Source organism: Paramagnetospirillum kuznetsovii (assembly GCF_003284725.1).
In the GTDB taxonomy this organism is placed as follows: domain Bacteria; phylum Pseudomonadota; class Alphaproteobacteria; order Rhodospirillales; family Magnetospirillaceae; genus Phaeospirillum; species Phaeospirillum kuznetsovii.
In genome coordinates this window covers 15,121-29,206 of sequence record NZ_PGTO01000003.1, presented here as the reverse complement: position 1 = coordinate 29,206, position 14,086 = coordinate 15,121, and the positions used below count along the sequence as shown (strand labels likewise).

The 14,086-nt window shown below is 62.0% G+C and carries 12 protein-coding genes; 6 read left to right on the top strand and 6 right to left on the bottom strand.

The genetic code is table 11. The features are described from left to right. Nucleotides 1–2 precede the first annotated feature (2 nt). The 3 genes from fliF to rnr all read right to left on the bottom strand — a co-directional run bounded on the left by fliF (nucleotide 3) and on the right by rnr (nucleotide 5,965). A complete protein-coding gene (fliF, locus tag CU669_RS05070; RefSeq protein WP_192884581.1) occupies nucleotides 3–1,667 on the bottom strand; it encodes a flagellar basal-body MS-ring/collar protein FliF in 1,665 nt (554 codons plus the stop codon). Between the two features lie 196 nt (nucleotides 1,668–1,863). After that, nucleotides 1,864–3,594 carry a hypothetical protein gene (locus CU669_RS05065; protein WP_146747672.1) on the bottom strand — a complete coding sequence of 577 codons (1,731 nt, stop codon included), beginning with the start codon at nucleotides 3,592–3,594 and terminating at the stop codon, nucleotides 1,864–1,866. A gap of 136 nt (nucleotides 3,595–3,730) precedes the next feature. Further along, entirely contained in the window at nucleotides 3,731–5,965 is a 2,235-nt protein-coding gene (gene rnr / locus CU669_RS05060) for a ribonuclease R (protein WP_112142742.1), read from the bottom strand. Nucleotides 5,966–6,076: 111 nt separating this feature from the next. Here rnr and CU669_RS05055 point away from each other — a divergent pair, with 111 nt between their 5' ends. Both CU669_RS05055 and ettA read left to right on the top strand, forming a co-directional pair. Beyond that, complete coding sequence (locus tag CU669_RS05055) at nucleotides 6,077–6,472, top strand: hypothetical protein (protein ID WP_112142741.1); 396 nt, start codon at nucleotides 6,077–6,079, stop codon at nucleotides 6,470–6,472. Between the two features lie 76 nt (nucleotides 6,473–6,548). Then, nucleotides 6,549–8,228 carry an energy-dependent translational throttle protein EttA gene (gene ettA / locus CU669_RS05050; RefSeq protein ID WP_112142740.1) on the top strand — a complete coding sequence of 560 codons (1,680 nt, stop codon included), beginning with the start codon at nucleotides 6,549–6,551 and terminating at the stop codon, nucleotides 8,226–8,228. 40 nt (nucleotides 8,229–8,268) lie between these two features. Here ettA and CU669_RS05045 read toward each other — a convergent pair whose 3' ends face one another. Together CU669_RS05045 and CU669_RS05040 are read right to left on the bottom strand one after the other, a co-directional pair. Next, nucleotides 8,269–9,372, bottom strand: coding sequence for a response regulator (locus tag CU669_RS05045; RefSeq protein ID WP_112142739.1), 1,104 nt, complete (start codon nucleotides 9,370–9,372; stop codon nucleotides 8,269–8,271). Between the two features lie 6 nt (nucleotides 9,373–9,378). Next, entirely contained in the window at nucleotides 9,379–9,774 is a 396-nt protein-coding gene (locus CU669_RS05040) for a PilZ domain-containing protein (protein ID WP_239988553.1), read from the bottom strand. 125 nt (nucleotides 9,775–9,899) lie between these two features. Between CU669_RS05040 and CU669_RS05035 the strand changes: the two genes are divergently transcribed. Continuing rightward, nucleotides 9,900–10,994, top strand: coding sequence for a sensor histidine kinase (locus tag CU669_RS05035; protein ID WP_112142737.1), 1,095 nt, complete (start codon nucleotides 9,900–9,902; stop codon nucleotides 10,992–10,994). Nucleotides 10,995–11,120: 126 nt separating this feature from the next. Then, complete coding sequence (locus CU669_RS05030; RefSeq protein WP_239988552.1) at nucleotides 11,121–11,522, top strand: CBS domain-containing protein; 402 nt, start codon at nucleotides 11,121–11,123, stop codon at nucleotides 11,520–11,522. 70 nt (nucleotides 11,523–11,592) lie between these two features. On the opposite strand, the gene CU669_RS05025 is transcribed toward CU669_RS05030, so the two are convergent. Beyond that, nucleotides 11,593–12,363 carry a tetratricopeptide repeat protein gene (locus tag CU669_RS05025; protein ID WP_112143030.1) on the bottom strand — a complete coding sequence of 257 codons (771 nt, stop codon included), beginning with the start codon at nucleotides 12,361–12,363 and terminating at the stop codon, nucleotides 11,593–11,595. A 133-nt stretch (nucleotides 12,364–12,496) separates the two neighbouring features. On the opposite strand from CU669_RS05025, the gene CU669_RS05020 reads away from it, so the two are divergent. Both CU669_RS05020 and CU669_RS05015 read left to right on the top strand, forming a co-directional pair. Next, nucleotides 12,497–12,988: a pentapeptide repeat-containing protein gene (locus CU669_RS05020; protein ID WP_112142736.1), complete on the top strand. Its 492-nt coding sequence runs from the start codon at nucleotides 12,497–12,499 to the stop codon at nucleotides 12,986–12,988. A 34-nt stretch (nucleotides 12,989–13,022) separates the two neighbouring features. Beyond that, a complete protein-coding gene (locus CU669_RS05015; protein ID WP_112142735.1) occupies nucleotides 13,023–14,084 on the top strand; it encodes a GGDEF domain-containing protein in 1,062 nt (353 codons plus the stop codon). Nucleotides 14,085–14,086: the final 2 nt, after the last annotated feature.

Genomic DNA, 14,086 nt, shown 5'->3' with positions numbered 1-14,086 from the left:
TATCAAGCTTCCTGGTAGAGCCAGTTGCGGATGATGGACAGGGCTTCTTCCGGGTGCTTCTCGACGATTTCGCCGATCTTGCGGATAGAGGAAGCCTTGACGCGGCCTTCCACCTTGTCGATGTCGATCAATTCGTCGGCGATGACTTCTTCCTCGCCCCCTAAGCCCGGCGCGGCCATGGCCACGGCGCCGGGGCCGGTCAGTTGCGGCATGGAGCCGCCCTCGGCGGTCAGCAGGCGACGGCCGTCGGGGCCGACCTGGCCCTGCATGGACTCGATGGCGCGGCTGATAAGCGGGCGCAGCACCAACAGCAGGAACAGGATGGCGACCACGGACAGGCCCAGGTTGGACGCCACCTTCTCGACGAATTCGCGGCGCATGCCGAAGATGAAGTCGCCCGGTTCCTCGGCCTGCAACAATTCCTCGCCCTTGTAGAAGGGCATGGAGGCGACCTTGACCTGATCGTCGCGATCCTTGGTGAAGCCGATGGCCGACTTCACCAGCGCCTCGATCTGGGCCAGTTCCTCGGGCGTCCGGTCGCGGTAGGCGGTCTGCTTGCCATCGGCCGATTGATCGCGGACACCGTCGACGATGACGGCGGCGGAAACCTTGCGGATCTCGCCCATCTCGCGGACGGTGTTCTTGGTCTTCCTGGAAATCTCGTAATTGACGGTTTCCTGGTTCTTGTTGGCCTTGGTCGAGGTGCGGATATTGCCCGAGGCGGAGGCATTGGGATCGGGCAGGTTCTGCTGCACCGTCACCGGCGTCGGTTCGGCGTCCTGGCTCTGCTCGCCCTCGTTGATGGTGACCTGCGAGCGGATGACCTTGGTCTCGGGGTCGAAGGTCTCCTCGGTGGTCACGGCGCTGCTCATATCCATGTCCACCGTGACCTCGGCCCGCACGCGGCCCGGCCCCAGCGAACGTTCCAGCAGATCCTCGATGGTCTTGACCAGCCGCGCCTCGGTGTTGAGGCGCATTTCCTCGGCGGATTGGGCCTGATACTCCTTGGAGTTCTCGAAGCCCTTGGCCAGCAGGGTGCCCTTGTCGTCGATGATGGAGATGCGCGACGGCTTCATCTTGGGCACGGCGGCGGCGATCAGGTGCTGGATGGCGCTGGTCTGGCCCTTGTCCAGTCGGCCGTTGCCCTGCATCTTCAGGATCACCGAGGCCGAAGGCTCCTGCGTGTCGCGCGAAAAGGCCTCGCGCTTGGGCAGCACCAGATGGACGCGGGCCGCCTTGACCTTGTCGATGGAGCGGATGGTCTTGGCCAGTTCGCCTTCCAGGGCGCGGACCATGGTGATGTTCTGCTGGAAGCTGGTGGCGCCCAGCGCGTCCTGCTTGTCGAACAGCTCGTAACCCGCCATGCGGCCGCCCGAGGGCAGCGCCTGTTCGGCCATGCGAACGCGCAGGTCCAGCTTGCGGTCCTTGGGCACCCAGACCTCGGTGCCGTCCTTGCGCAGCTCGTAAGGAATCTTATCGGTGGTCAGCTTCTCGATGATCTGCTTGGAATCGGCCAGATCGAGATCGCCGTACAGCAGTTCCATCTGAGGCGCCGCGACGCGGCTCATCAGGTAGATGAAGAAGCCCAGGATGCTGACACCGACGCCAGCAATGGCGGCCAGGCGCATGGGGCCAAGGCCGCGCAGCATCTGCAGTAATGCGTTCACGTCGTCTCCATCACCACCGGCGGGCGGGCGCGCATGCGCCGTTCAGCATCGCATCAGACCGCCAGCCTAAGGCCGCTTCACTGAACAGATGGTTAACAACCCGGCAATTTTTGCCGGGTGTTGGTTCGCGGTGCTTTAACGCGTCATGCCCGCGAATGCGGGAATCCATGCGAGCCGATGACCTGCCGTGGAACTTTCATCCAGCCATGGGTAGAGTCCCGACTAAAGTTACGCCGTCTGGCGCGGGTTGAGCAATGGGGCCGGGCTCGGAGCCCCGGAGGGGCTTCGATTTCGGGCCAATTTCGTCGAGTTTGGTGACGCTCTGTGCGCCACCGGCATAGGTATGGGTCAGTGTGTTTTCTTCGAGGTCGTACTGCGTTGTGCCAGGAAGAAAGTCTTTGAACTTGTCAGGATTCCCCGTCGCCAGCATCTTCAGATGTTTCAACTCAGCATAAATTGCGTCGTCCAGTACCACGTAGGCGCTGCGGTTTTTGATATTGGGGAATTTTTGGTACGGTCCCATGCATGCCAGCAATATTCTGGAGATGGCTGGATACCAGCCTTCCATATTTTCATGCAGCTTATTGAGGAGCTTGAGCGCAACCCGCTGCTGAAGCGGGTCCATACCTACTGGCTCGTCAGGGTCGAAGGGGAATAGGTGCATAAACACCCCGATGGCATGCGACCAAAATGGGTCGTTAATCCCGTCAAATGAGTTCGAGATAGATTCCAGGGTTTTATAGATCAGCCCCGCAATGGCCTCGATGACATTGTTGCCATCATAAGGATCCGAACCTTTCTTATAGAGTTGAAGGAGCCGATTTGATGGAAGTTCCGCAAGGTGGGCACGTGTAATATCGATTAGGCTGTGGACGCCTGAACTTGCCTCAACCAGAAGGGCAACTTCGAGATTATCGCCCCGCTTCATTCTATCGAGCTCGCGAAAGACATGTTCGTAGATGTCTTCAAGGTGATGGATATTCGGTCCAGGCCAATAGCTCTTTTCGTGAAATGAGGCTTTCACGCTTAATTCTGCCGCAGCGCTCAGCCGCGCCATCATTCCCGTTGTTGGCGTCCCCAGATTGCCGAAGCGAAGGCCTACAAACGGATCATAGGTCCGTGAAATAAAATGATTGCCGAAGAGGCTTTCCGACAGCACGGGGGCCACGCTGAAGCCACCATACCCGACCTCGCGTGACATCATGCTCTGGTCAAGCAAAATGGTCTGGCGCGCCAGTTCCTGCACGAACCGTTCTGCAAATTGGGAGCTAAGCTGTTCGCGGGTTATGCTGTTCATGATGTCCGCCGCCTGCCATGGGCAGGATGTGACGAGCGATGCACAAAACTTTGGGTCGGATGCAATGCCGAGAAACGATGCTGCGAAACGGCCATCCGTGATTTGTTTCCGGTAGCGGAACGCCTCGAATGCACTGAAGGCGGGACGATGCTCAATGAAGGCTGCACGCTTAATGAGATCGGGCAGGTTCCGGGCGAAGTCGGTGGCAAAATCAACAAAGTCACGTTCGTTGGCCTCTGCCAGTAACTCGGCACTCGCCCGGACAAAACGATCTACTGATCCCGCCCGGAGCCTGATCGGCTTTAAAGACCCAAATGCCAATAGGGCGTAAGCAACGACGAAAAGCAAAGCCCCGAGTGACTCCCAGAAAAGTGGATAGCCGACGACTGGCGTGCGGGATGCTGGGAACTGAGGGAGGAGTGCCGCCACGGCAATTGGCAAAACCCCTGCAAAAACAAGCCTGTAAATTGAGGCCATAGATATGCGGCGAATTTTCAATCGAAGCAGATAAATAGGCTTAAGAAACTGCGGAAGAATTAGGGTTACGCCGAGAGCTGCCACGACGTCACCAAGTGTGAAATAGACGCTGACAGGGGCTGCGGGATCGTTGCCGCAGCCATCCAGCGCCAAGCCTAGGCAGTTATACATAACTACAATGCCTCAGAGTGCCGAGGTCATTATGCGCGTTCTTCTTTTGGTGGCAAGGGCGTTGTGGTGCTCTCGTTTCATAGATTCCCGCTTTCGCGGGAATGACGATAACACTATATCACCGTCCCCGCCGTCGCGGCGGCCGGAACGGGGCCGACCCGCGCTTCGGCGGCGTGGGGCCACGTTCCGCCATGCCGTCCAGGTTGAACACCATGGAGCCGGTCAGCGTGTTGGCTTCGCGCAGCACCACGTCCAGGCGCTGGCCCAGTTGGAAGGTCTTGCGGGTGCGCTTGCCCACCAGGCAGTGATGGGTCTCGTCGTGGACGTAGAAATCCTCGGGCAGCGACGAGATGGGGACCAGACCGTCGGCGCCGGTTCCCTCCAGATTGACGAACAGGCCGAAGCGGGTGACGCCCGAGACCTTGGCCTTGAAGCTGGCGCCCACCCGGTCGGCCAGGAAGGCGGTGACGTAGCGGTCGACGGCTTCGCGTTCCGCGGTGGCGGCGCGTCGTTCCGTCATCGAAATGTGTTGCCCCCAATCGTCGAACTGCGCAACCGCATCCGCAGGCAGCCCGCCGTCGCCCAGCTTCAATCCGGTGACCAGGGCGCGGTGGACCAGCAGGTCGGCATAGCGGCGGATGGGCGAGGTGAAGTGGGCGTATTTGGCCAGTCCCAGGCCAAAATGGCCGATATTCTCCGGCTGATAGACCGCCTGGGCCTGGGAGCGCAGGATCACCTCGTTGACCAGATGGGCGTTGGGGGTGTCGGCCACCGCTTCCAGGATGCGGTTGAAATGCTCGGGCCGCAGCACCTGACCCTTGGCCAGCTTCAGCTCCATGCTGCCGAGGAATTCCCGCAACCCGTCCAGCTTCTCGGCGCTGGGCAGGTCGTGGACGCGGTACATGCAGGGCTGGCGGATCTGTTCCAGGGTCTCGGCGGCGCAGACATTGGCGGCGATCATGAAGTCCTCGATCAGCTTGTGGCTGTCGAAGCGTTCGCGCTCCTCGATCTTGGCGATCTTGCCGGACTCGTCGAGAACGACCTTGCGCTCGGGCAGGTCCAGTTCCAGCACGCCGCGTTCCTTGCGGGCCAGGAACAAAGCATTCCAGGCGCCATACAGCGGCTCGATCACCGGTTTCAGCAGGGCGGCGGTCTGTTCGTCCGGCGTGCCGTCCTTGGCGGCCTGGACGCGGGCATAGGTCAGCCGCGCCACCGAGCGCATCATTCCGCGCACAAAACGATGCCGCAATTTGTTGCCCAGCTTGTCCAGCCAGAAATGCACCGCCATGCAGGGGCGGTCCTCGTCGGGCTTCAGCGAGCACCAGCCGTTGGACAGTTCCTCGGGCAGCATGGGGACGACACGGTCGGGGAAATAGACGGAATTACCGCGCTTGAACCCCTCGCGGTCCAGGGCATCGTCGGGCCGCACATACCAGGACACGTCGGCGATGGCGACGAGGCAGTGCCAGCCGCCCGCGTTGCTGGGGTCGGGATCGGGCTCGGCGAAGACGGCGTCGTCGAAGTCCCGCGCATCCTCGCCGTCGATGGTGACCAGGGGAATGCTCCGCAGATCGGTGCGGTTCCCCATGGGGGCGGCGCCTTCGGCGGCGGCCTGTTTCAGGGCGGCGTCGGGGAATTCGAACGGGATGTCGTTGGTGTGGATGGCCACAAGGCTGACCGAGCGCGGCGCCCCCATCAGCCCCAGGCGCTCCTTGATACTGGCCTGGCGCAGACCGTAGAGGCGGCCGGGCATGATGTCGGCCAGCACCAATTCCCCGGCGACCGCGCCATTGGCCTCGCCCTTGGGGACCAGATATTCGGACTTTTCCTTGCGCGAGGTGGGGCGCAAGCGGCCGGAGCCGTCGGGATTGGGTTCGAACACGCCCAGCACGCGGGCGCGGGCCTCGCCGATCACCCGGATGGCGCGGGCCTCGTAGGTGTCGTCGCGCAGACGGCGCAGCTTGCACAGGGCGCGGTCGCCGATCCCAAGGGCGGCGTCGCCCTGGCGGAACGGCGCCATGAAGATGCGCGGCGGGCGTCCGTCATGCTCCCAGGCCAGCGGGCGGCCCAGCAATTCGCCGTCGGAATCGGTGCCGATGATCTCGACCACGCCGGTATCGGGCAGGGCGCCGGGACGCGAGAACCGCTTCTGGTGGCCGCGCTCCACCGAGCCGTCCTTCTCCAACTCCTTCAAGATGGCCTTGAGGTCGATCTTGTCGGAGCCGCGCAGATTGAAGGCGCGGGCCAACTCGCGCTTGCCCACCCGTCCCGGCTGGGCCTTGATGAAATCGAGGATTTCCTGCTTGGAGGGAATCGGGACGTGCTTGGGCGCTTTGTGCGGGGGCTTGTTCATGGCGGCAGCCTAGACGGTGACGGCGGCCGGGGCAAGGAATGGCCGCTTGATGGCCGTCAAGTGGCGCGTGCCAATCTCATGCTCTGATCCTGCTTTGCCCAGGAGACGCATTTGGCCAAGCCGGAGGAATTTCGCTGCGCCCTAAACGATCCGCTGGCCGAAGCGGTGTTCCGCCGTTTCGCCCGGACCATCTGCGGTGAAGCAGGGCATGGCCGTCATGCCATACTGGTCCAGAGCACCGAGGGGCCGCGCTGTCTGTTGCAGAATTCCGGCCGCTGCATCGAGGCCGATACGCCCTGGCGCATGACCCGCGAGGTGCTGGAACCGGTCTTCCGCTTCGACGAGGCGGTGCAATGGGTCGCCCTGATTCCCGTGGATGATTGGCAGATGCGGTTGGATGCCGCGCTTCAGGCCTCGTTCACCGATCCCCGCCCATGGTCCAAGACCCTGGCCGAGGACATGCTGGCGGAATTGCCCGGCGTCACGCGGCTGGTGGTTTCCCGGTAGCACCCGCCCTTGACCTGGACGGGCCTTGCGTCTACTGAGTTCCCCAATTGCCCAACGCCCGCCCGGAGTACGCCCGATGGCCAGCTATCAATACGTCTATGTCATGAAGAATCTCACCAAGGCCTATCCGGGTGGGAAGGAGATCATGAAGGGGCTGACCCTCAGCTTCCTGCCGGGCGCCAAGATCGGCGTGCTGGGCGTCAACGGCACCGGCAAGTCCACGCTCTTGAAGATCATGGCGGGCATCGACAAGGAATACGGCGGCGAGGCCTGGGCGGCCGAGGGCGTCAAGATCGGCTATCTCCCCCAGGAGCCCCATCTGAATCCGGCCAAGGATGTGATGGGCAATGTCATGGAGGCGGTGGCCGAGACCAAGGCGCTGCTGGACCGCTTCGAGGAGGTCTCGGCCAAGTTCGCCGAGGAAATGTCCGACGACGAGATGAATGCCACCATCGCCGAACAGGGCGAGTTGCAGGAAAAGATCGACCATCTCAACGCCTGGGATCTGACGCGGACCATCGAGATCGCCATGGACGCCTTGCGCTGTCCGCCCGGCGACGCCGATGTCAGCACCTTGTCGGGCGGCGAGAAGCGCCGCGTCGCGCTGTGCCGCCTGCTGCTGGAACATCCCGACATGCTGCTGCTGGACGAGCCCACCAACCACCTTGACGCCGAATCGGTGGCTTGGCTGGAGCGGTTCTTGGAGGATTATTCGGGCACCGTGGTGATGGTCACCCATGATCGCTACTTCCTGGACAATGTCACCGGCTGGATCTTGGAACTGGAACGCGGCCACGGCATCCCCTACGAGGGCAACTACACCTCGTGGCTGGAGCAGAAGGGCAAGCGCCTGGAACAGGAAGAGCGGGAAGAGACCGCCCGCATGCGCGCCATCCGCGACGAGTTGGAATGGGTGCGCTCCTCGCCGAAGGCCCGCCAGACCAAGAGCAAGGCCCGCATCAGCGCCTTCGAGGATCTGGTCAACAAGTCCCAGGAAAAGGCCACCGGCCCCGCCGTCATCAGCGTTCCGCCCGGCCCGCGTCTGGGCGGCAAGGTCATCGAGGCCACGGATGTCTCCAAGGCCTTCGGCGACAACCTGCTCTACGAGAACCTGAATTTCCGCCTTCCCCCCGGCGGCATCGTCGGTATCATCGGCCCCAATGGCGCCGGTAAGACCACCTTGTTCCGCATGATCACCGGCGCCGAGAAGCCCGATACCGGCACCTTCACCGTGGGCGAGACGGTGGTGCTGGGCTATGTGGACCAAAGCCGCGACTCCCTTGATCCCGATAAGACGGTGTTCCAGGAGATTTCCGACGGGCAGGAGGAAATCGACCTGGGACGGCGCAAGATCAATTCCCGCGCCTATGCCGGTCTGTTCAACTTCAAGGGCGCCGACCAGCAAAAGAAAGTGGGCATCCTGTCGGGCGGCGAACGCAACCGGGTGCATCTGGCCAAGATGCTGAGCCGTCCCGCCAACGTCATCCTGCTGGACGAACCCACCAACGATCTGGACGTGGAAACCCTGTCGGCCCTGGAAGACGCCCTGGCGGAATTCCCCGGCTGCGCCGTGGTCATCAGCCACGATCGCTTCTTCCTCGACCGTATCGCCACCCATATCCTCGCCTTCGAGGGCGATTCGCAGGTGGTCTATTTCGAGGGCAACTACCAGGATTACGAGGCCGACCGTCACCGCCGCCTGGGCACCGACGCCGACCAGCCGCACCGCATCAAGTACAAGCCGCTGAAGCGTTAGGCGGAAGCGGAAGCGGGCGTCAGGTCCGCTTCGCGCGTGCTCAATCCACCACCGCGTCCAGCAGCATGGTCTTGAACAGGGCCAGGAAGTGCTGGTCCAGGTGGTGGGCCATCTGGTCGGTCATGATCTTCAGGGCGTCTTCCGCCGGCATGGGCGGCTTGTAGACCCGGCGGTCGGTCAGCGCGCTGAACACATCGACGATGGAGGCCATGCGGGCCAGATCGTTGAGCTGGCCACCCTTGAGCCCGAACGGATAGCCGGTTCCGTCCAGCTTCTCGTGATGCTGGGCGCCGATGATGATGACCGGCTTGGGGATATCGTTGGCGAGGTCCAGGAACTTGATGGTCTCGGTGACGTGGGACTTCATCACCACGAACTCTTCCTCGGTCAGCCGTCCGGCCTTGTTCAGGACTTCGTGGGGGATGGAGATCTTGCCTGCGTCGTGCAGCAGCCCGCCACTGGCCAGCACCAGCTGGTCCGCCTTGGGCAGGCCCAGCGTATGGCCGAACAGCGACAACAGGGTCGCCACCCGCATGCTGTGGGCATAGGAGTAGTTGTCGTGTTCGCGCACGCCGCTCAGGATGCCCTTGAAGTCATTGTTGGCAACGGCGTCGATCAGGGGGGCGCAGGCGTCCTTGACCGAGTCGAACGGCACCGGCTCGCCCGCGGCGATGAAGTCCGAGATGTTGTTGAAGACCTCCACCGAGCCCTTCAATGCGGCCTTGGCACGTTCGGGAAGGTGCTCCCAGTCGGCTTCCACCTGCTTGTTGACCAGCGTGGTGACGACCTTGATCAGCGAACTGCGGCGAAACGGCTTGGTCAGACTTCCGTCGGCGCCGCATTGGCGCAGGGCCTCCGCCAGAACCGACGCTTCATGCTTGGCCGTAAGGATGGTCGGAACTTGCGCCAATGCCGGATCGCGCTTCAATTGGGCGATGAATTCGCATCCCCCCCTGGGGGCGGTCTGCTCGTCGACCAAGATGACCGACGGCGGCGCCGCCTTCAGCCCGTGCAGGGCGCGTTCGGCGTCGGGATACTCGTTGACGCGATAAAGCGACATCAGCGCCTGCGAAACCTGGGCGCGGAAGGAAGCGTTCGCGTCCACGACGGCGATGAGGGCAACTTGTCCTGATGGTGGCGCCATGGGCCGCTATTTTCTGAAATATGCGGGTTCGGTCCCGGTGGCCTCGCCGATGTGGCTGATGATATAGCGCAACAAGGGCATGGTCGGTTTGAATTCGCCGCGGGTGATGGTCTCCTGGGAGGATACTACCGTGATCTTGGCTTCGATGCAGTTACTAATGTCCGCCAATTGCGCCAATTTCAAACTGACGATGCTTCCCTTCGGGCTGCCGCAGGTTTGAAACGCGATTCCTGCGGTCGAGATGTCGATAACGGTATGGGCACGGCCATCGATCAGGACAATCAGCCCCTGTCCGACCTTGCGGGGCAGTTTGCGTCGATCCATGGACTGTCTTCCCTTATATTTTCGGGGATTTGAAAGCGATGTTGTATCGGGAAACAGTGAACGAAATTCAGTGCCCATTTAAATGTCGAATGAATGCGTCTTTCATGGCGTGATCTGGTCGAGGACAGATCCCCCAATGATTGCTATCATGGCAGAGCGCAACCGCTGGGCCAGGGCCGCCATGGCGGCGAGAGGGGGCGACGATGACCGAAAAGCCGCTGCGTGTGTTGTTGGTCGAAGATTCGCCCGACGATGCCGAGCTGGTGGAAATCGAACTTTTGAAGGGTGGCTTCGCGCCGATGATTCATCGGGTGGAGACGGCCGAGCAGATGGTGGCCGCGCTGGCGGCGGATGACTGGGACGTGGTTCTCAGCGACTTCAATCTTCCGGCCTTCAGCGCTGGCGGCGCGCTCGACGCCCTGCAAGCCAGCGGCAAGGATTTGCCGTTCTTGATTCTTTCGGGGCTGGTTCGGGTTGAAGACGCCATCGCGCTGATGAAGCGAGGCGCCCATGACTTCCTCGACAAGGCCGCCTTGGCCCGGCTGGTGCCCGCCATTGAGCGCGAAATCCGGGATGCGTCGGAACGTGCCCAACGGCGACAGGCCGTCGAATACCTCACCAGGGCCAATACCGAATTGGAGCGCTTCGCCTATGTGGCCTCGCACGATCTCCAAGAGCCTCTGCGCACCTTGACCTCATTCACCCAATTGCTGGAACGCCGAGGCGGTGAGCGGATGGATGCCGATTGCCGGGAATACATGTCCTTCATCATCGGCGCGGCCAAGCGCATGCACGAGTTGATCAATGATCTGCTTACCTATACGCGGGTGTCGTCGCGACAGCACACGACCTCCATCGTGCCGCTGGCCGAGGCCTGCAAGGCGGCGTTGAGCAATCTGAAGAGCACCATCGACGAGGCGGGCGCCATGATTACCGTCGGCGAATTGCCGAAGATCGTCGGCGATCCGGTCCAGATGATGCAGCTGTTTCAGAATTTGATCGGCAATGCCGTCAAGTTCCGCCGACCGGACGTCACGCCGACGATATCGATTTCGTCAGAGCGGGTGGAGGGCGATTGGGTCGTCGCGGTTCGCGACAACGGCATCGGCATCGCCCCGTCCACCCATGATATTTTTGAGATTTTCCGCCGTCTGCACAATCAGTCGGAATACGCGGGAACCGGAGTCGGCCTCGCCATTTGCAAGTGCATTCTTCAAAGCCACCATGGCCGGATTTGGGTCGAATCCATGCCAGGCGAGGGCAGCGCCTTCTTCTTCGCCATCCCCGCCTTGGCTTAAGCCATATTCCACGGCGTGTCGGCAATTATCCCTGTCGACCATGGTTCTACCAAAATCAGAAGCCTTGACCCATAATCGATTTACAAATTTGATCTAAGGTTGAGCCGCCGGGGGAAGCCGGTCCTTATGGGCAAGGGGATTTACATGCGCGTCGAGGAAATTCTCGCCAAGAAGGGCGACAATGTTCACACCATCAGCCCCAGTGGCTCGGTGCATGAAGCCGCCGTCCTTTTGCAGGACAAGGGCATCGGCGCCGTGGTCTGCACCGATCCCACCGGCGGTGTCGTCGGCATCTTTTCCGAACGCGACATCGCCCGCGCCGTGGCGCGGCACGGTTGGGACTCCATCGATATGTCGGTGGCCGAAACCATGACGCGCGACGTCATTACCTGCCGGTTGGACGATGACTTGGAATATCTTTTGACCGTGATGACGGAAACCCGCTGCCGCCATATTCCGGTGGTGCGCGACGGCATCGTGATCGGTCTGGTGTCCATCGGCGATCTGGTCAAGGCCAAGCAGGAATAGCCTGGAGCCGGATGGTTTGAGGTCGAATCGTGAAGCGATTCGACCGAGAAGCTGAATCCGCCTCTATTCTCTAGTCCAGGGCTTTCGCCTCGGCCTCGGTTTCGTCGTGGGATCGGGTGTCGCCTGCTCGGGCGAACAGTTTGGCGGCGCCATGCATGGACTTGCGGGCCGCCGCCTTGTCGCCTTCGTCGGCCAGGATATAGGCCATGGCCCTGGTCGCCTTGGCCTCGCCCAGCAGATCGCCCACCTCGCGGAACAGGGTGACGGCCTTGTCGCAATCGGCCATGGCGCGATCCAATTGCCCCAGGCCACGGGCGATGATGGCCAGCGAGCGCAGGGTGTGCGCCTCGCCCAGCGTGTCGCCGTTCCGTCGGAAATAGGTCAGCGCTTGGCGATAAAGGTCCAACGCCTTGTCCTGGCGTCCGGCGTCGCGGGCCAGATGGCCGAGACGTCGTGACACATGGCCGCTTCCCGAGTGGTCGGAGGCGCTGTCGTAAAGCTCCAGCGCCGACAGATAGCTGGCCTCTGCCTCGGCCGTATTGCCGTCACGGTGTGACAGGCGGGCCAACCGGACCAGAACGGCGGCTTGGTCGCGTTGGTCGCCGGCCTGGGCGAAAATGGCGCGGGCCTCGACAAAGGATTCCCGCGCACAGTTCGGATGGCCGGTTTCGGCTTCGAGGTCGCCGATGCGCAACAGGGCTTCGGCCTCCCCCACCTGGTCTTCCGTCTCGTGGTACCGCAGTCGGGCGCGACGAAAGGCCTCGCGGGCCTGTTGCTTTTCTCCGGCCAGCCAGAGCTTTTCGCCGTCGTCGAGAATGGTGTCGGCCTCGGTTCTGGTCATGGTCTCCATCCCGCGTCGCTACAGATCCATGATCAGCCTAGCACGCCGAGCAGCAAGAACGCAGCTTTCCGCACGTTCCTCATAGCACGAAATAGTTCTTTAACGGGGACGCGAGCGGGATTAAACCTACCCTATGAGGTTAATCCTTATCGCTCTTCTGGGTCTTGGTGGCGCTGCCGACGCGCTTGCCGCCGACTGCACCGCTCCGGCCTCGCCACAGGTCGATTGGCAACGCTGTTACATGGATGGCCGCGACTTTGCCGGGCACGATCTTTCGGGGTCGCGGCTGCGCGAAACCAGTTTTCAGCGCTCGGACCTGTCAGGGGCCGATCTTGGCCGGGTCGACGGCTACCGCGCCCGCTTCATCAGTGCCGCCGTAAAGGGCGCGAAGCTGGACGACGGCCAGTTCAGTGAGGCAGACTTTACCAAGGCGGATCTGACCGGTGCGTCCATGATCCGAACCGATCTTCGCCGCGCTCGCTTTTTTCACGCCTCGCTTCGCGGCGTCGATCTGACCGGTGCCAAGACGTTGGGGGCGGAATTGTTGGGCGCCGACCTGTCGGGCGCGAAATGGATTGATGGAAGACGCATTTGCGCCGAAGGCTCGCTGGGGCAGTGCAATTAGGGTTGTGGTGACGTGAGTTTGGGATTTGCCAGAAATGAAGACCTCTGATCCGATCGACGTCGCCTCCCATTGCGCCCGTGCCGCCCTCGGCATGATGGAGCGCCACAAGGTGCCGCCGACTCCGGAGAACTTCGCCATCTGGTACGCCTTCGTCGCCGGGCGCAACCCGGTGCTGAGCGACGCCATCAATCTCATTCTATCGGGCGGCGGCAAGTTCACCCAGAAAGTGAACGAGGAACTCTACGAACGCTTCGCCGTGTTCGGCCAGGACAAGGCCGAATTGCGCGAAGTCGGTCTTCGTGTCGAGGAAGCGGTTGGAAAGGTGCTCGAATACCTGTCCAATGCCAGTTCTGGAACCACCAATTACGGCGCCGCCCTGGAACATTTCAGTGGCCGCCTCAGCGGCGCCCCCGCCCCGGACTATCTCACCGACGCGGTCGGCGCCATCATGGCCGAAACCAAGACCATGGTGGAAATCAACCGGCAGCTTGAAGGCAATCTGGAATCGTCGAGCACCGAGATCGTGCGGCTGCGCAATGAATTGGACGACCTGAAGCGGGAAGCCGCCACGGACGCGCTGACCCAGCTTTCAAATCGCAAGATGTTCGATCATGCGTTGGTCATGGCCATCCATAATGCCGACGAAACCCGCTCGCCGCTATGTCTGCTGATGATCGACATCGACCATTTCAAGCAGTTCAACGACACCTATGGCCATCCGCTGGGCGATCAGATCCTGAAGCTGGTGGGCCGTTCGCTGACCGATATCGTCAAGGTCAAGGACACCGCCGCCCGCTATGGCGGCGAGGAATTCGCCGTCATTTTGCCGGAAACCGACTTGGAGGCTGCTCTGCAAGTGGCGGAAACCATCCGCGGGCAAGTGGCGGCCAAGCGGGTGACCAACCGGCGCACCGGACAGGTGTTGGGACAAGTGACGCTGTCGGCCGGGGCGGCGCGCTACGTTCCCGGCGAAGACCCGGAATCGCTGGTCAGCCGGGCCGACCAGACCCTCTACCTCGCCAAGAAGGACGGCCGCAACCGGGTCAAGAGCGAAGTGGATCTGGCCGTTGCCGCCAAGACGTCCGAAGGCCAGTAGGC

Excerpts from the sequence above, each read along its gene's own strand:
- ettA (WP_112142740.1), top strand. The coding sequence starts at position 6,549 with ATGGCCAGCTATCAATACGTCTATGTCATGAAGAATCTCACCAAGGCC.
- CU669_RS05030 (WP_239988552.1), top strand. The coding sequence starts at position 11,121 with ATGGGCAAGGGGATTTACATGCGCGTCGAGGAAATTCTCGCCAAGAAG.
- CU669_RS05020 (WP_112142736.1), top strand. The coding sequence starts at position 12,497 with ATGAGGTTAATCCTTATCGCTCTTCTGGGTCTTGGTGGCGCTGCCGAC.
- CU669_RS05040 (WP_239988553.1), bottom strand. The coding sequence starts at position 9,774 with ATGGGCACTGAATTTCGTTCACTGTTTCCCGATACAACATCGCTTTCA.
- CU669_RS05045 (WP_112142739.1), bottom strand. The coding sequence starts at position 9,372 with ATGGCGCCACCATCAGGACAAGTTGCCCTCATCGCCGTCGTGGACGCG.
- CU669_RS05025 (WP_112143030.1), bottom strand. The coding sequence starts at position 12,363 with ATGACCAGAACCGAGGCCGACACCATTCTCGACGACGGCGAAAAGCTC.
- CU669_RS05035 (WP_112142737.1), top strand. The coding sequence starts at position 9,900 with ATGACCGAAAAGCCGCTGCGTGTGTTGTTGGTCGAAGATTCGCCCGAC.
- CU669_RS05015 (WP_112142735.1), top strand. The coding sequence starts at position 13,023 with ATGAAGACCTCTGATCCGATCGACGTCGCCTCCCATTGCGCCCGTGCC.
- rnr (WP_112142742.1), bottom strand. The coding sequence starts at position 5,965 with ATGAACAAGCCCCCGCACAAAGCGCCCAAGCACGTCCCGATTCCCTCC.